The organism is Spirillospora sp. NPDC048911 (assembly GCF_043198015.1).
Lineage (GTDB): Bacteria > Actinomycetota > Actinomycetes > Streptosporangiales > Streptosporangiaceae > Spirillospora.
Map to the genome: position 1 here is coordinate 416,555 of NZ_JBICUD010000005.1, position 16,287 is coordinate 432,841.

15 protein-coding genes are annotated in these 16,287 nt (G+C 70.8%); 3 read left to right on the forward strand and 12 right to left on the reverse strand.

All coding sequences use genetic code 11. The annotated features are described in order from the left end of the window. Positions 1-224 precede the first annotated feature (224 nt). From ACGFNU_RS24800 to ahcY (ACGFNU_RS24810), 3 genes are all read right to left on the reverse strand, one after another. On the reverse strand, positions 225-806 hold the full coding sequence (locus tag ACGFNU_RS24800) for a hypothetical protein (RefSeq protein ID WP_392597182.1): 582 nt from the start codon (positions 804-806) through the stop codon (positions 225-227). Between the two features lie 15 nt (positions 807-821). Next, positions 822-2,078, reverse strand: coding sequence for an adenosylhomocysteinase (ahcY, locus tag ACGFNU_RS24805; RefSeq protein WP_392597184.1), 1,257 nt, complete (start codon positions 2,076-2,078; stop codon positions 822-824). An 83-nt stretch (positions 2,079-2,161) separates the two neighbouring features. Continuing rightward, on the reverse strand, positions 2,162-3,592 hold the full coding sequence (gene ahcY / locus ACGFNU_RS24810; RefSeq protein WP_392597186.1) for an adenosylhomocysteinase: 1,431 nt from the start codon (positions 3,590-3,592) through the stop codon (positions 2,162-2,164). 142 nt (positions 3,593-3,734) lie between these two features. Here ahcY (ACGFNU_RS24810) and ACGFNU_RS24815 point away from each other — a divergent pair, with 142 nt between their 5' ends. Continuing rightward, a complete protein-coding gene (locus tag ACGFNU_RS24815) occupies positions 3,735-4,070 on the forward strand; it encodes a MerR family DNA-binding transcriptional regulator (RefSeq protein ID WP_344546724.1) in 336 nt (111 codons plus the stop codon). Positions 4,071-4,183: 113 nt separating this feature from the next. Here the strand turns inward: ACGFNU_RS24815 and ACGFNU_RS24820 are convergent, their stop codons facing one another. The 4 genes from ACGFNU_RS24820 to ACGFNU_RS24835 are packed head-to-tail and all read right to left on the reverse strand — an operon-like array spanning position 4,184 to position 7,894. Continuing rightward, positions 4,184-4,780 (reverse strand): ATP/GTP-binding protein, encoded by a 597-nt coding sequence (locus tag ACGFNU_RS24820; RefSeq protein ID WP_392597187.1) that lies wholly within the window; start codon positions 4,778-4,780, stop codon positions 4,184-4,186. After that, complete coding sequence (locus ACGFNU_RS24825; protein WP_392597188.1) at positions 4,758-5,129, reverse strand: DUF742 domain-containing protein; 372 nt, start codon at positions 5,127-5,129, stop codon at positions 4,758-4,760. Before ACGFNU_RS24825 ends, ACGFNU_RS24820 begins: the two co-directional genes overlap by 23 nt. A 6-nt stretch (positions 5,130-5,135) precedes the next feature. After that, positions 5,136-5,555: a roadblock/LC7 domain-containing protein gene (locus ACGFNU_RS24830; protein WP_392597190.1), complete on the reverse strand. Its 420-nt coding sequence runs from the start codon at positions 5,553-5,555 to the stop codon at positions 5,136-5,138. Next, the gene (locus ACGFNU_RS24835; RefSeq protein WP_392597191.1) at positions 5,552-7,894 is read right to left on the reverse strand and encodes a nitrate- and nitrite sensing domain-containing protein; all 2,343 of its coding nucleotides are present in this window, start codon (positions 7,892-7,894) and stop codon (positions 5,552-5,554) included. The genes ACGFNU_RS24830 and ACGFNU_RS24835 overlap by 4 nt, the downstream gene beginning before the upstream one ends. A gap of 774 nt (positions 7,895-8,668) precedes the next feature. Between ACGFNU_RS24835 and ACGFNU_RS24840 the strand changes: the two genes are divergently transcribed. Next, on the forward strand, positions 8,669-9,829 hold the full coding sequence (locus tag ACGFNU_RS24840; RefSeq protein WP_392597193.1) for a PucR family transcriptional regulator: 1,161 nt from the start codon (positions 8,669-8,671) through the stop codon (positions 9,827-9,829). Positions 9,830-9,831: 2 nt separating this feature from the next. On the opposite strand, the gene ACGFNU_RS24845 is transcribed toward ACGFNU_RS24840, so the two are convergent. After that, positions 9,832-10,503, reverse strand: coding sequence for a response regulator (locus ACGFNU_RS24845; protein WP_392597195.1), 672 nt, complete (start codon positions 10,501-10,503; stop codon positions 9,832-9,834). A 21-nt stretch (positions 10,504-10,524) separates the two neighbouring features. After that, positions 10,525-12,186, reverse strand: a complete 1,662-nt coding sequence (locus ACGFNU_RS24850) for a sensor histidine kinase (RefSeq protein WP_392597197.1) — start codon at positions 12,184-12,186, stop codon at positions 10,525-10,527. A gap of 696 nt (positions 12,187-12,882) precedes the next feature. Between ACGFNU_RS24850 and ACGFNU_RS24855 the strand changes: the two genes are divergently transcribed. Then, positions 12,883-13,926, forward strand: coding sequence for a hypothetical protein (locus ACGFNU_RS24855; protein ID WP_392597198.1), 1,044 nt, complete (start codon positions 12,883-12,885; stop codon positions 13,924-13,926). A 4-nt stretch (positions 13,927-13,930) separates the two neighbouring features. Here the strand turns inward: ACGFNU_RS24855 and ACGFNU_RS24860 are convergent, their stop codons facing one another. The 3 genes from ACGFNU_RS24860 to ACGFNU_RS24870 are packed head-to-tail and all read right to left on the reverse strand — an operon-like array spanning position 13,931 to position 16,287. Beyond that, positions 13,931-14,902, reverse strand: a complete 972-nt coding sequence (locus ACGFNU_RS24860) for a cation diffusion facilitator family transporter (protein ID WP_392597200.1) — start codon at positions 14,900-14,902, stop codon at positions 13,931-13,933. Further along, positions 14,903-16,114: a bifunctional phosphoglucose/phosphomannose isomerase gene (locus tag ACGFNU_RS24865; protein WP_392597201.1), complete on the reverse strand. Its 1,212-nt coding sequence runs from the start codon at positions 16,112-16,114 to the stop codon at positions 14,903-14,905. Beyond that, complete coding sequence (locus ACGFNU_RS24870; protein ID WP_392597203.1) at positions 16,111-16,287, reverse strand: Trm112 family protein; 177 nt, start codon at positions 16,285-16,287, stop codon at positions 16,111-16,113. The genes ACGFNU_RS24865 and ACGFNU_RS24870 overlap by 4 nt, the downstream gene beginning before the upstream one ends.

Here is a 16,287-nt window from a genome sequence, read left to right on the forward strand (position 1 = left end):
GGGACACCTGCCATTCGCATGTGCGGGGTTTCCACAGGAAGTCCACGAGCGCTCGCGGTGCCGTCACGATGACCGGTGCGGCGTGCTTTGACAATGGCGGGCGCCGTCACCCGATAGAAGGTCGCACTGCCTGTCAACGCAGGTCAGAATGCTTTTGGAGAGGGGCGTTCAGTCCCAATCAAAACCGGACTGAAATTTCACCGGCGTCCATTGAAAATATGTGATCAAGGAAGGTTGGGCGGTGCGCCGAGCTCGGCCAGCTCGATGCCGGGGGCGGCGACGACCACATCCCCGGCCAGGTGCACCATCTCCACCTCGCCGGTCGCCAGGTCGGTGACCTCGTAACGCTCCACCGGCAGCGGCCCGGTCTCGGTCTCGTGCGCCTCGATCTCCGCCAGCCGCCAGCGCCAGCTGCCGGTCAGCGCGGACAGCGCCGGACCGCTCAGCCGGACGAGGCGCACGTCGGCCCGCTCGCCCTTCTGGAGCCGCAGCGTGCGGCCCACCGCGACGAGGAAGCCGGGCGACTCCCCGATGAACGCCGCGGCGCGTTCACCGTGTTCGGTCGCGGTCTCAGCGCCGGAGGCCGCCCGTACCCAGGCGAGCTCGTGACCGGTCACGCCGCCCCGGATCCACCAGTCGGGCGCGACGAGTTCCATCCGGATCTGCCGCCACCGTCCGTCCACGACGAGATCGAGCCGCACCCCGTCGGAGCGCTCGGCCACGTACCGCCATCCGCCCGCGCCGGGCGCGCACTGGAACCGCTCCTCGAGCTCTTCGTCGAGGTGGAGGTAGGTTCCGCGCGGCACGCGAAGGACGTTACCTCAGGAGCCCAGGCGCCAGGAGCTGAGGTAGTCCTCCTGGTCCGGGGTGAGGGTGTCGATGTCGATCGACATGGAGGCCAGCTTCAGGCGGGCGACCTCTGTGTCGATCGCCTTGGGGACGTCGTGGAGGGCGGGCGCGAGGCCGCTGTGCTCCTTGGCCAGCCAGGCGCAGGTGAGGGCCTGGTCGGCGAACGACATGTCCATGACGGCCGCCGGGTGGCCCTCGGCGGCGGCGAGGTTGACCAGCCGTCCCTCGGCCAGGAGGACCAGGCGCCGCCCGTCGGCGAGGACGTACTCGTCCGCCTGGGGCCGGACGTTGCGATGGATCTCCACGGCCAGGTCGTCCAGGGCGCGGACGTCGATCTCGACGTCGAAGTGGCCGGAGTTGGCCAGGATGGCGCCGTCCTTCATCACGGCGAGATGCTCGGCGGCGATCACCTCGCGGTTGCCGGTGACGGTGATGAAGACGTCGCCGTGCTCGGCGGCCTGCGCCATCGGCTGGACGGCGAAGCCCTGCAACACCGCGTCCAGCGCCTTCACGGGATCGATCTCGGTCACGACCACACGGGCACCGAGACCACGGGCTCGCTCGGCCAGCCCCCGGCCGCAGTAGCCGAAGCCCGCGATGACGATCGTCTTGCCCGCGAGCAGGGTGTTGGTGGCCCGGACGATGCCGTCCAGAGTCGACTGGCCGGTGCCGTAACGGTTGTCGAACATGTGCTTGGTGTCGGTGTCGTTCACCGCCACCATCGGGAACCGCAGCACGCCCTCGCGCGCCATCTGGTGGAGCCGGATGACGCCGGTGGTGGTCTCCTCGCAGCCGCCCTTGACCGTGTCGAGCAGGTCGGTCCGGTCGATGTGCAGGGTGTTGACGAGGTCGCACCCATCGTCCAGAACCAGATCCGGCCCGGTCTCCAGCGCCTGGTGGATGTGCCGGTAGTACCCCTCACGGTCGATGCCCGAACGCGCGAAGACCTCGGCCCCGTACTCGTGGACAAGAGCAGCGGCCGTGTCGTCCTGCGTGGACAGCGGGTTGGAGGCGGCCAGCGCGACGCTCGCGCCGCCCGCCTGAAGGGTGCGGATGAGATTCGCGGTCTCGGTCGTCACATGCATGCACGCCGCGATCTTGAAGCCGTCGAGCGGCCGTTCGGCCGTGAAACGTTCCCGGATCTGCCGGAGCACCGGCATGGTCCGGTCGGCCCACTCGATCCGCTTGACGCCCTCGTACGCCAGCGAGGCGTCCGCAATGTCGCTCATCAACATCCTTGAGAAGGAGCCGCCGGGCGGACATGCAGTCCGCCCGGCGGCAAATCACACCGTTTCAGTACCTGTCAGTGGTTTCAGTACCTGTAGTGGTCGGGCTTGTAGGGGCCTTCGACGTCGACGCCGATGTATTCGGCCTGCTCCTTGGTGAGCGTGGTCAGCTTCACGCCGAGCGCGTCCAGGTGCAGGCGCGCGACCTTCTCGTCCAGGTGCTTGGGCAGCACGTACACGCCGACCGGGTACTCCTCGGTCTTGGTGAACAGCTCGATCTGCGCGATCACCTGGTTGGTGAACGAGTTGGACATGACGAACGAGGGGTGGCCGGTGGCGCAGCCCAGGTTCATCAGGCGGCCCTCGGCGAGCACCAGGATGGTGTGGCCGTCGGGGAAGCGCCACTCGTGCACCTGCGGCTTGATCTCGGTCTTGACGATGCCCGGGACGCGGGCGAGACCGGCCATGTCGATCTCGTTGTCGAAGTGCCCGATGTTGGACACGATCGCCTGGTGCTTCATCCGGCCCATGTGGTCGGCCGTGATGATGTTGAAGTTGCCGGTCGTGGTCACGAAGATGTCGACGGTGCCGACGACGTCGTCCAGCGTGGCGACCTGGAAGCCGTCCATCGCGGCCTGCAGGGCGCAGATCGGGTCGACCTCGGTGACGATGACGCGGGCGCCCTGGCCCTTGAGCGCCTCGGCGCAGCCCTTGCCCACGTCGCCGTAGCCGGCCACGAGCGCGACCTTGCCGCCGATCAGCACGTCGGTGGCGCGGTTGAGGCCGTCGATCACCGAGTGGCGGCAGCCGTACTTGTTGTCGAACTTCGACTTGGTGACCGAGTCGTTGACGTTGATCGCCGGGAACGCGAGCGTGCCCGCCTTGGCCATCTCGTACAGCCGGTGCACGCCGGTCGTGGTCTCCTCGGTGACGCCCTTGATCGCGGCGGCGGCCTCGGTCCAGCGGCCCGGCCGCTCGCCGATCGTGCGGCGCAGCGTCTCGAGGACGATGCCCCACTCCTCGGGGTCGCCCTCGTCCGCGGACGGGACGGCGCCGAGCTTCTCGTACTCGGCGCCCTTGTGGACCAGCAGCGTCGCGTCGCCGCCGTCGTCCAGGATCATGTTAGGCGGGGTGCCGTCGGGCCAGGAGAGCGCCTGGTCGGTGCACCACCAGTACTCGTCCAGCGTCTCGCCCTTCCAGGCGAACACCGGCACGCCCTTCGGGTCGTCGACGGTGCCCTCGGGGCCCACGACGACGGCGGCCGCGGCGTGGTCCTGGGTGGAGAAGATGTTGCACGACACCCAGCGCACGTCGGCGCCCAGCTCCACCAGCGTCTCGATCAGCACGGCGGTCTGGATCGTCATGTGCAGCGAGCCCATGATCTTGGCCCCGCGCAGTGGCCTGGTCTCGGCGTACTCCTCGCGTACGGCCATCAGACCGGGCATCTCGTGCTCGGCGAGCCGGATCTCCCGGCGCCCGAAATCGGCTAGCGACAGATCGGCGACCTTGTAGTCCATGCTTACGATGCTCCTTGCGTCCACGTGGATCGGCGCCAACCGCGCCCGTGACTGTCGGTCTTTTCGCGAGTCTAGGCGGGGCGGTGGGGGCAAGGCACGCCCGAGGGCGACTTTCTGACACAGATTTGTCAGTATTGCTCCCATGCGCATCACGGAGGCCGCCCGGCGGCTCGGCACCTCACCTCGAATGCTCCGCTACCGCGAGGCCCTCGGGCTGCTGCCGCCGACCCGCGAGCAGAGCGGCCACCGCCGATTCGGCGACACCGAACTGCGCGCGGTGGCCTTGGCGCTCGCCTTGGAGAAACGCTACGACGTGGGGCCGGCCGAGCTGGCGTTCGGCCTCCGCGTCCTTGCCGAACCCGAGGTTCAGGCCCGCGTACGAGAACTGGGCGAACGAATCGGCCGCCTCTCCGCGCCGCCCACCCGGGCCCTCGACTTCGAGAAGGAAAAGGCCCTCCGCCTCCTCCGCCGCCGCTAGGCACCCACCGAATCGGTCCCCGCTTGGGCGCTGGCCGGGGCCGACCATCTGTCCCGTCTCTGTGAGAGCGGCCGCAGTGAGCACTCGGCACGAGCAGCGGTGGTTCGCGGAGCTCACAGGCGGGCGGGGGCCTCCCGGGGTTGGCGGATCGCGTGTTCCAAGAGTCCGATGAGAACGGCCTTGGCGGACTCCCGGTCGCGGGCGTCGAAAAGGATGATCGGGATGGCGGGGGCGACGTCCAAGGCCGTGCGGATCTCGTCTTCGGTGTAGTCGATGGAGTGGTCGAAGCGGTTGACCGCGATGACGAACGGCTCGGCGCGCTGTTCGAAGTAGTCGATCGACGCGAAGCTGGCCGTGATGCGGCGGGTGTCGACCATCACCACGGCGCCCAGTGCTCCACGCGCGAGTTCCTCCCACATGAACCAGAAACGTTCCTGGCCCGGTGTGCCGAAGAGGTAGATGGACAGGTCGCCGCCCAGGGTGATCCGGCCGAAGTCCATCGCGACGGTCGTGGTGGTCTTGCGTTCCAGGGAGGTCAGGTCGTCGACGCCGATGCCGGCCTCGGTGAGCGACTCCTCGGTCTGGAGGGGACGGATCTCGCTGACGGCGCCCACCATCGTGGTCTTGCCCGCGCCGAAACCCCCGGCGACGAGGATCTTGTAGGCGGCACGCGGTGCGGGGGCGCCGTCAGATCGTTCGTAGCTGGTCACGGATCCTCCTCAGCGTCGCCAGGTCGGGAAGCTCGGTCGGCGCGGGCATGTCGATTTTGAGCAGACCGTGCTCCATGAGCTCGTCCACCAGCACCTGGATGACCCCGAGCGGGAGCTCCAGGCGGGAGGCCAGGTCGGCCAGGGTGTGCTGAAGCCGGCACAGCCAGAGCAGGCGCTGGTGCTCGGGCGACAGCCACAGCCGCGGCGGTACGGGCTCGCCGGAGGCGACCAGGATCGTCACCAGGTCCAGTTTGGCGCCGCGCGCCCGTGTCCGGCCGCGCGTGATGGCGTAGGGGCGGACGAGGGGACCGGCGTCCTCGTCCAGCCATCGCTCACGATGGCCGCTCATCCGGGGTCACCTCACGCCGGTCGGGGAGCCCGCGGAGCGGGGATGCGCGGCCAGGTGCCTGCTGACACGTTTGACCAGCATCGTCATCTCGTAGCTCACCAGCCCGGCGTTGCTGCCCACCCGGCTGAGCAGCGCCAGGCAGCTGCCGGACCCGGCGGGCACGACGAAGAACAGGCCGTCTTCGAGCTCGATCACCGCCTGCCGCACCTCGCCCGAGTCGAGGTTGGCGCGGGCACCGGACGCCAGGCTGAAGAACCCCGCGGCGAGGGCGGCCAGGAACTCGGCGTCCGCGCGGCTCATCCCGCGCGTCGCCGCCATGATCAGACCGTCCCGGGAGAGGACCAGCGCCTTGCGGACGTCCCCCACCCGGTCGATGAGATCGTCGAGCATCCAGCCGAGTTCACCGGCGACTTCGGAATCCGTCATGGCGTTCCCTCCCCCGGCGCGTCGTCGCGCGCGGTGTCCGCATCGTCGTCTCGGCCCTGCTGCCATCCGCCCTGGATGGCCCCCCACAGGTCGCGCGATTCTTCCGCCGGCCGTTCCGCGGGCTCCTTGTCCACCTCGGCCCAGGAACGGCCGGATCCCGTCGACGTGCCACGGGCCTGCGCACCGTTCGCCCGCAGCTGGGGCACCAGGTTCTCCATGCGCCGGCGGCGAGTGAGAACGGGCTTTTCCTGGTTGGCCGCCACCGGTTGCGGAGGCGGTGCGATCGGAGGCGGTGCGATGGGACGCGGCGCCTCGTGGTGCGGCCCGGCGCCCGGTTCGAGCGCGCTCACCACGAGCGCGTGCGGCAGCAGGACGATCGCGGTCGTTCCCCCGTAGAACGACTCCTGGAGGCCGACCCGCACGTTGCGCCGCGCGGCCAGCCGGGCGACGACGAACAGGCCGAGCCGGTCGGTGTCGGCGAAGTCGAACTCGGGCGGGTGGGCGAGGATCTGGTTGAGCCGCGTCCGTTCGGGCTCCTCCACCCCGATCCCGCGGTCGACGATCTCGATCGCGTAGCCCTTGCCGACCGGCTCGCCCCGCACGGTCACCTCGGTGTTGGGCGGCGAGAACATGGTGGCGTTCTCGATGAGCTCGGCCAGCAGGTGGACGATGTCGGCGGCGGCGTTGCCGATCAGGGAGATCTCCGCGCTCGTCGAGACCTCGACCCGCGCGTAGTCCTCCACCTCGGCCACGGCGGCGCGCAGCACGTCCACCATCGGCAGCGGGCGGCTCCACCCGCGCCCGGGGGACGCACCGGAGAGGATGACCAGGCCCTCGGCGTGGCGGCGCATGCGGGTGGTGAGGTGGTCGAGGCGGAACAGGTCGTCCAGCACCTCGGAGTCGGCACGGCGCTCCATCGAGTCGAGCAGCCGCAGCTGCCGATGGAGGAGCGACTGGTTGCGCCAGGCCAGGTTGACGAAGACACGGTTGATGCCCTGCCGGAGGTTGGCCTCACCGACCGCGCTCTCCACGGCGGTGCGCTGCACCTGGGTGAGCGCGTCGGCGACGCGGCCGACCTCCACGGTGCGTCCCACCGACAGCGGTGGCGCCTCGGCGCTCACGTCCACCGGTTCACCACGGCGCAGCCGGGCCACCACCGAGGGCAGCCGTTCCTGCGCGAGGTGCTGGGCGACCCGCTGCAGCTCGCGCAGCTCCCGGCCGAGGCCCCGGCCGAAGAGCACGGACAGGACGATGGACACCAGTACCGCGATGAGGCCGAGGCCGCCGGCGACGATCAGCTGGAAGGCGATGGCCTGGCCGATCGGCTTGGCCTGTTCGACGAGGTGGGCGCCCCCCACTCCGGTGACCATCGCCCAGTTCCCGTTGAGCTTCGGGGACATCGCCGTCCACTCCGCGATCTGACCGGAGGTCGGGCGGCCCCCCGAGTTGATGATCGTGTCCTCGAGCTGCCGGTACCGGCGGTATTCGGGAGACTGGGTGAACCGCCTCAGGTCGGTGGCGAGCCGGCCGTTCAGGTCGATGGCGCCGACCTCGTAGAACTGGCGGCTCGCGCCCGCCCAGCGGGCGAACTCGCCGCGTTCGGCGGCGGTCAGCCGCCCGCGCCGGGACTGCGCGGTGAGGATCAGGCAGTCCTCGCGCATCATGTACTCGCGTGACCAGCCGATGTTGACCAGCGCCCGGCCCGACTGGAAGATGCCGAGGTCCTTGACGATCACCAGGCCGCTGAACAGGTGCATGGCCGAGTCGACGATGCCGTTGTAGCGGCCGACCGCGTCGAGCCGCCCGATGGTGCCGCCGTCGATCGAGGCACGGAGCCCGCGCAACTCCCCGAGCTTGGCGGACACCTCGTCGAGCCGCGCGCGGATGGCCGCGCCGGCGTCGGCGCGCACGCCGGACGCGAGGGCCGTACGGCGGAAGGCCACCTCGGCGGCGTCCGTGCGGGCCCGCTGCCCGACCATCTTGGCGCGCGCCGGCTCGCCGGCCGAGAGGAACACCGCCGACAGCGCCCGCTCGGTCTGGACCTGGGTGGCGAGGAGGGAGCCCGGCAGGCCGATCTTGTCGTTGGCGCGCTGGGCCGCGTACTTGCTGAGGGCGTTGTCGAGCGTGAGATTCGCGGCGAAGGCCCACAGGGCGATGAGCGAGATCAGGGGCACCACGAGCAGGGCCGTGATGCGGAGCCAGACCGGCCGGCGACGGGGCTCGCGGGACGGACCGGCCGGTGGGTCCGCCGCGGCGGGGGCGGGGGTCTCACCGGCGCCGTCCGCCATGTTCGGCGCCGTGGCCGCGTTCGCCGTCTTTCCAGCCTTCGCACGTCTCACCGGCGGTCGCCCCTTCGTGTTCGAGAGCCTCCGCGCCGACAACTCCCACCGCTCCAAGGGGCGCCCAACACCTTCGCCTTTCGTCCGGTACGGAACTCATGATCAAAAGGGCGTGCGAGTAACCGGTCATCCCCGATCGGTGGCTCGTTACCGTCCGGGCAGCGTCCATTCAAGAGCCCACATGAATGCCCGGCATTACGCGTGCCGATGGGCCCAGAATCCCCCGGGCGCTGAGCGGTGGCACCACATGGTTGCCGCTGGCAATCGTGAACGCAAGAGGATGTTCTGAAGGGACGAGTAAGGCCCGAACACTGTTCGGTATACGGCTCACCCTCCCCCGGTCAGGGCGGAAGAAGATCAAATTCCGAGGAACCGGCTCCGGGCTTACTCCCGGCTTCAACTGTTTCCAGCCGGCCCAGAACAGGAAGAGGTGCCAGATAGGAAGGCTTTCGCGGCCCTCTGACTCAGGACGCCGACAATTCTTTCCGCTGTCGAGATGGCGCGACGGGCCGTCGGGATCCAGGCACTACCGGGGGGCGCCGTCCGCCCTTCACCGCTCCTGTCGATCATGAAATGGCCCTTTTCCGATGGTGGGAGACAAAGGGCGGCGGCTGCTTTTGTCCAATCTCGGCCACCTCCATTGGCCCGAGCACCTCCGTCCCCGCTCTGACAGGAGCTGGATCTCGGACCTTTTGTCCGTTTCGCCGTACAGGGCTGGCCCCGTATTGCGGACGATGGCAGCATGAGCCGGACCGTGCGTGGAGGTGACGGGCGATGGTGACGGACGGTCGCGCGGTCATGCGCGAGGCGGTGCTGCGGCTGTCGGACCGCCTTCCGCAACTCGCGGACCGGCTCTCCGCTGAGATCCGCGATGGCGGGCAGCGGCCCTGGAGCCGTGACGACGATCTCCGGGAGGCCTGCGAGACCGGCCTCGGGCACAGCCTGGCGACGATCCTGGATCCCGGCCGCGGGCGTGCCGATCTGTGGTGGGCCGAACGGCTCGGCCGGCGGCGGGCCGAGCAGGGGCAGCCGCTCGACCAGTTGCTGCGTTCTTATCGGCTGGCCGGGCGGGTGTTCTGGGAGGCGGTCGTCGAGGTGGCCGACCAGGACGACCCGGCGCATGTGCCTGTCCTGTTGCGGGAGACCAGCCGGACGTGGGAGGCGATCGACCAGCAGTCCGGCGCGATCATCTCCGCCTATCACCAGGCCGAGCAGGAGATGCTGCGCCGCGGTGAGGAGCAGGTGCGGGCCGTGGTCGACGCACTTCTTGAAGGACGCGGCACGAACGGCGGTGTGCTCGCCAGCGCTGTGTCGCTTCTGGGGCTTCCGGCACAGGGCCGGTACGCGGTGGTCGTGCTGAGCCGGCCCGCGCTCCGTCCGGAGGAGAAGGCCGGGATGCGGTTCGTCTGGCGGGCGTCCGGCCGTGGGCAGGTCGCTCTTGTTTCGCTTGGCTCGGCCGATCTGGATGAGCTGGTCGAGGTGTTGCGGCCGTACGTTCTGGAATACGCGGGTGTGAGCGCGGTCGTGGAGTCCCTGGCCGACGCGGGTTCCGCCCGCCGCCTCGCGGAGACGGCCTTGCGCACCTGCCGCGCGGACGGGCCCGAGATCGCCGTGCTCGATCGGAGGCTGCCGGAGTCGTTGCTCGTCTCACAACCCCGGCTCGCGGCCCGCCTGGACTCGACGGTGCTCGGCGCGCTGGACGCGATGAGGCCCGCGCACCGGGACGAGCTGCTCGACACGCTGGTCGCCTGGCTGGACGCGGGCGGCTCGGCGGCCCGGGCCTCGAAGGCGCTCTACTGCCACCCCAACACCGTGCTCAGCCGGCTACGCCGGATCGAGCAGCTCACCGGCCGCCTCCGCAGCCGGCCGCGCGATCTGGTGGAGCTGGCCCTCGCGGCGAGCGCCCGACGCCTGTCCGGCGGCGGCCGCTCGTAGCGTCAGGTGCTGTTGGCTCCGGGCACCACCAGGCCCGACTCGTACGCGAGCATGACGGCCTGGGCACGGTCGCGCAGGCTCAGCTTGGTGAACACCCTGGCCACGTGCGTCTTGACGGTGTGCTCGCTGACCACCAGACGGGCGGCGATCTCGCCGTTCGACAGGCCGCCGGCGATCAGGACGAGCACCTCGGTCTCGCGGGCGGTCAGGGTGGAGAGCTCTGCGGGGGCCTGGGGACGGTTGCGGCGTTGCGTCGTGAACTCCCGGATCAGGCGCCCGGTGACCTGGGGCGCGAGGAGCGAGTCGCCGCGGGCCACGACCCGTACGGCGGAGACCAGTTCGTCGGCGGTGGCGTCTTTGAGGAGGAACCCGCTGGCGCCCACCGACAGGGCCTCGTAGACGTACTCGTCCACGTCGAACGTGGTCAGGACGAGGACGCGGACGGCGTCGGCGCCCGGCCGGGCCAGGATGCGCTTGGTGGCCTCGATGCCGTCCATGCCGGGCATCCGGATGTCCATGACCACGACGTCCGGCCGGTTGGCCTCGGCCATGTGGACCGCCTCGCGGCCGTCACCGGCCTCGCCGATGACGGAGATGTCGGGCTGGGCGTCCAGGAGCGCGGCGAAGCCCGCGCGCACGATCGTCTGGTCATCGACGATCATCACCTTGATCATCGTGTCCGCTCCCGGGGGAGCTCAGCGATGGCGGGGTGCCTCAGAACCGGGATCACGGGTCGGGTTCCCTTCCCTCGATAGCGGGAGCTCGGCCTCCACCAGGAAACCGCCCGCTACGGCGGGTCCCGCGGAGAAACGTCCGCCCAGCATGGTCGCACGTTCCCGCATCCCGACCAGCCCGTGTCCGCCGCCGGAGTCCGCGGGAGGCGCGGCTTGGAGACGAGTCTGCCCGGTCTGACGCGACGCCGCGCCGCCGGGTTCCCCACCGTCTCTACGCGTGGTGGCCGGGTCACGGTTCAGAATCATGGTCGGGGCCGAGCCGCCGTCGTCCCGGACCCGGACGGCCAGCCGATCCGGCAGGAAGGTCAGGTCGACGTGCACCTCCGCGCCGGGCGCGTGCCGCCGCGCGTTGGTGAGGGCCTCCTGGACGATGCGGTACGCCGAGAGCTCCACCGTGGTGGACAGCGTGCGCGGGTCGCCGTGGACCTCCAGATCCACCCGGCCGCCGGTGCCGCGGTGCTGGTCGATCAGCTCCGGCAGCCGGTCCAGCCGGGGCTGCGGCGCCGTCTGCGACTCCGGTTCCGGCTTGGCGTCGGCACGGAGCACGTTGAGCAGCCGCCGCATCTCCACCAGCGCGTCCCGGGCGGTCTTGGCGATCTCGGTGTAGCCCTCGCGGGCCTCCGGGGACAGGTCGTTCATCGTGTACGGGGCGGTCTCGGCCTGGACGGCGATCATCGAGACCGAGTGGGCGACCACGTCGTGCAGCTCACGGGCGATGCGGGCGCGTTCCCGCATGACCGCCTGCTCCCGCTGGACGGCGGTGAGGCGCGTGAGGGTCTCGTTGTTGCGTTCCGCCGCCTCGGCCTCCGTCCGCCCGGCGCTCTCGACCGCGCGGCGGGCGTCCCCGAGCCCGATCGCGGCCAGCACCGCGACGACGGGCGCCGGCCAGGGGATCTCGCCCAGGGTCTTGGTCGCGAAGTAGACGACCGCGACGGTGACCAGGCTGCCCACCGCGAGCGCCCCCGCGGACTGGCGCGGAAGCTGCCGTCCCAGCGCGTACAGCGTGTAGAGCGCCGCGAACGTGGTGGTGATCAGCAGGCCCTGCCCGGTCAGCAGGCTCGCGGCGAACGCCCCGAGCGCCACCGCCGCCACCGGCCGCAGGTACTCCTGCCGCCACACCAGCGGCAGCGTGGCCGCCACCGCGAACCCTCCGGCCACGCTCAACGGCGACCCGGTACACGGCGCGAGCTCGGCGACGGCGGCGATCGTCAACGCCAGGCCGGTGAGGGGCGCGAAGTACCAGGACGTGGTGAACTCCGCCCAGGCGTTGATCCAGCGCGGCAGCGGCGCGGTGTGGGTGGCGGAGTTCGGCAGGATCGCCGTCCCGTCCGGGGCCATCTGGGGAGCGCCTTGCTGGCGCCTGCCCGAGCCATAGAGCTTCGTGCCGAGGCTCTTCCCGAGCGGGCTGAGGAGCCTGCCGAGACCGGTGATGATCCACAGCAGGAGCTGGCCCAGGCCGGCGACGACCCGTCCGGACAGCCGCCAGGCATGATGGGCGAGCGCCGGGCCGAACTCGGCGGCCATCGGCGCGGACTGCTCCCCGCGCGCGGCCGGATCGGCGGCGGGCGGCGGGTGTCCACCCGTCCGGTGCGGGGTGTTACCGGGGTGGTTGTCGCTGGTCACTCATCCATACTGTCCCTTTCACCCCGATGCTCACCTCACCGTGCGGTGTTATGCGTGGGCCGGATGTCCCCCTAGAGGACGACTCCGTTTCCCTCCTTTTGGGGGACGTAAGGGGGATCCCGGCGAACGTAATGTCTTAACCGTGACCTCGCGGCGGCCCCTCCGACATAGGGGGTTCGGCGGAGCTGCCGTGGTCACGCCAGAACCGTCCGGCTTCAGGGGTCCGGACGGGGAGCATGGGAAGGCGCCCTCGCTGGTCGACTGTGGGCGTGTCTCTCCGAGACACGGCCGGTCAAGCCTGGGCTGGGGTCGATCGGCGCGAAACGGCCGGCCGGCGAGGGAAACGCCTTCTCCATCCGGCGGTCGAGCTTTGCTCCCGCCTTTCTGATCCAGACATTCCGTTGCCTCACTGAACGCGCCCGGCAGATCACAGGTTGATACATCTGCTTGAAGACCTTTCCCAGCGCGGCTCGCCCTTCGGCGGACGGGTCCGCGGGACGGCGATTCTCCGGGGGCTCGATCATGGCTTTTCTCCGCACCGCCGGTGTTGCCGGTCTCCTGACCTGTGCCGCCACGCTGACCGCGCCGCCCGTGAGGGCTGAATGTGGGTGCTGGCGCTACCTGCGTCCTGAGGGCGCCCCACCGGACACGACGCTCGGAGACGTCACCTCCCCGACTTCCAGGGCGGGCTGGGCCGTGGGGAGCAAGGGCAGCGCCCCGCTGCTGCTGAGCTGGAACGGGGCCCGCTGGCGCGAGCGCCGGCTCCCCTTGCCTGCCGACACGATCCTGGAGGGGGTTTCGGCTGCGTCCGCGCGGAACGCCTGGGTCGTCGGGTTCGGAAGCGGCGGCACGGCTCGTACGGTCCACTGGGACGGGCGGACCTGGACTCCCGGCGTTCTCCCGGGCCGCGAACCGATCGTCCCGCGCGCCGTCCATGCCCGCACGCCCAGCGATGTCTGGGCCGTAGGAAGCGTCGGCGGCGGCAACAGATTCGGGCGCGGTCGCGGCGTCCCGCCCGGTGGCGGCGTCGCGGGCGGCGGCGTAGCCGGTGGGGGCGTAGCCGGTGGGGGCGGCGTCGCGGGTGAGGGCGGCGTCGCGGGCAGTGGGCACAGGGTGGCGGTCTGGCGTTGGGACGGTCGTGCGTGGGCCAGCGTTGCCGTCGGCAGCGGTTCGCGCGCCTCTGGCGAGCTCACGGCCGTGTCGGCGCGTGCGGCTGACGACGTCTGGGCAGTGGGTTCGGCGGCTCCTGCCCGGCAGCTCCTCTTGCACTGGAATGGAACGTCTTGGAAGGCGCTGCCGGGCCCTCAGATCTCCAGAGAGACGACTCTGGCCGACGTCGTAGCGCTGCGCCCCGCCGAAGCGTGGGCGGTCGGCTCGGTGTCGTCAGGAAGACCACTCGCCCAGCGCTGGAACGGCCGTTCCTGGCGGGTCGTGCCCGGTCCCGGCGTCAGGGGCCGCTTCTACTCGGTGGCCTCGGACGGCAAGACGGGGATCTGGGCGGCCGGAGAGCTCGCCACCGGGCGGCCGCTGCTCGCCCACTGGAACGGCAGGCGCTGGGACGTGTCGCGGCCTCCCGTACCCGACCCGAGCGGCGACGATCCCGGGGACGGCGTGGCCGCCGTCTGGGCGCTCTCCAGCGTGCCCGGAACGTCCCACGTGCGTGCCGTCGGCTGGTACGGGCGCACGGCGGACCCGCTGCGGCACGCCATCACCTGGACCAACTCCCCCAGACCTCGCTGAACGGTCAGGAGGAGGGCGTCGGGGTCTCCGGCTTGGCGGCGTTCCTGAGCTCGGCCTCGTCGAGGGCGGGCTCCAGGTAGATGAGCCGGGCCTCGGGGAACTGGGCCCTGATCTTGGCCTCGGCGGCGTCGATGCCCCGGGCGACCTCGGCCGCGGTGTCGTCGTGGTGCACAGCGATCTTGGCGGCGATCAGCATCTCCTCCGGCCCGACGTACTCGGTCCGGATGTGGATGACGTGATCGACCTCGGCGACCGACTCCAGCGCCTCGATGATCTTCTGCTCGGCCTCGGGCCCGGCGCCCTCGCCGATGAGCAGGCTCTTGGTCTCGATGGCCAGGATGATCGCGATGATCGCCAGCAGCACGCCGATCGCGAGCGTGCCGACCCCGTCCCAGACCAGGTTGCCGGTCAGCACGGCCATGGTGACGCCGGCGAGCGCGAGGATCAGGCCGACCAGCGCGCCCAGGTCCTCCAGCAGGACCACGGGGAGCTCGGGGGCCTTGGCCCGGCGGATGAACTGCCACCAGGAGTGGTCGCCACGGATGTGGTTGGACTCCTTGATGGCGGTGCGGAAGGAGAACGACTCCAGGGCGATCGCGATGATCAGCACCCCGAAGGCCCAGGCGGGGGACTCCATCTTGTGGTCCGGGTCGTCGAGCGCCTCGTGGATCTTGTGATAGCCCTCGTACAGCGAGAAGACGGCGCCGATCGTGAACAGCACGACGGCGACGACGAAGGCGTAGAAGAAGCGCTCCCGGCCGTAGCCGAACGGGTGCTGCGGGGTGCGCGCGCGTTCCGAGCGCTTGCGGCCCAGGAGCAGCAGTCCCTGGTTGCCGGAGTCGGCGACCGAGTGGATGCCCTCCGCCAGCATCGACGACGACGCCGTGAAGCCGAACGCCACGAACTTGGCGGTCGCGATCCCCAGGTTGGCGGCAAGCGCGGCGACGATCGCCTTGGTTCCGCCTTCTGCACTCATCTACGCAATCCTCGCCTTGAGCTCTTGGATGGCCGTCACGGGCGTGGGGTCCACGCCCAGCGCGATGGCCAAGTAAACCGTGACATAGTCCCCGAGCGCGATCAGCGTAGCGATCCTTTCCAGCGGATGCTCCCCCTCGGCCGCGATCTCGGTCACCGCGACGCCCCGGTCGCGGGCCAGCTCGACCGAGACCTCGCGGCGCTTGCGCACCTGCGGATGCTCGTCGAGATCGCGCAGCACGACCAGCTGGAGTCCGTGGTCGGGATCGTCGACCCGGTCGCGGAAGAAGTCGTCAAGGTCGTCCGAGTCGGCCGAGCCGCCGTCGGAACTCCCGCTCTGCCCTCCCGAAGAACGCCCTCCGCTGTGCCCGCCCGGGGGACGACCCCCGGAACCCCCGAAATAGCCGTCGAAGGCCACGACCTGGTTGTGGTCGACCTCGGGCAGCTCGCCGTAGACGCCGGGGTATTTGGCGTTCTCGTTGAGCTGGCAGCAGAAGCGGTACGCGGCGGTGCCGGCGAGCGGTGAGTTGCCCCACACCATCGGGACGTCGCCCGACAGCTCCAGCGCGATGCGCTTGGCCGGGTTGACGAACGCCTCGCTCGCGGGACGGCAGCGATGGGAGATGTCCTCCAGGAGGGTGGCCGTCGACTCCAGGGTCTCGTCCGGGACGTCGGCCAGCCCGAGCGTGCGGGCCGCGAGCAGCAGCGGGACGGTCAGCCCCCACAAGGTCGCGCGGGGCTGGCCCACCGAGCGCACCGGGACGAACAGCGCCCGGGTCTGCGCGGCCATCGCCGCGAGCGGGGAGTCGGCACCGCCCACGAAGAGCAGCCGGGCGCCCCGGCGGGCGGCCTCGGTGGCGACGGCGAGCGTCTCCTCCGTCCCGCCCGAGCACGACACCGCGATCACCAGGTCGGCGGCGCCGACCCAGCCGGGCAGCCGGTAGCCGCGGACGGTCACGACGGGAACCGGGCAGCCCGGCCCGCAGACCGCGGCGAGGACGTCGCCGGAGATGGCCGAGCCGCCCATGCCGGTGATCACGATCGCCCGCGGGCGGCCGTCGCCGGCGAGGCTCTCGATGCCCGCTTCGACAGTGGTGCGGCGGGCCTCGCGGATCTGCGCCGCCGCCGACGCGACCTGGCGGAGCATCCCGCCCGGGTCGGCCGCCTCGATGGTCGTGGCGTCGTCCAGCGCGGCCGGATCGGCTGCGTTCATGAGGCGGGGGTGCGGGCCTCGTCGACGAGGAGCACCGGGATGTCGTCGCGTACGGGGTAGGCGTAGCCGCAGGAGCCGGTGCACACCAGCTCCGCCGCCTGCTCCTCGGCGCGCAGCGCGCCGCCGCAGTTGGGGCAGGCCAGGATCTCCAGCAGCCAGGAGTCGAGCTTCAC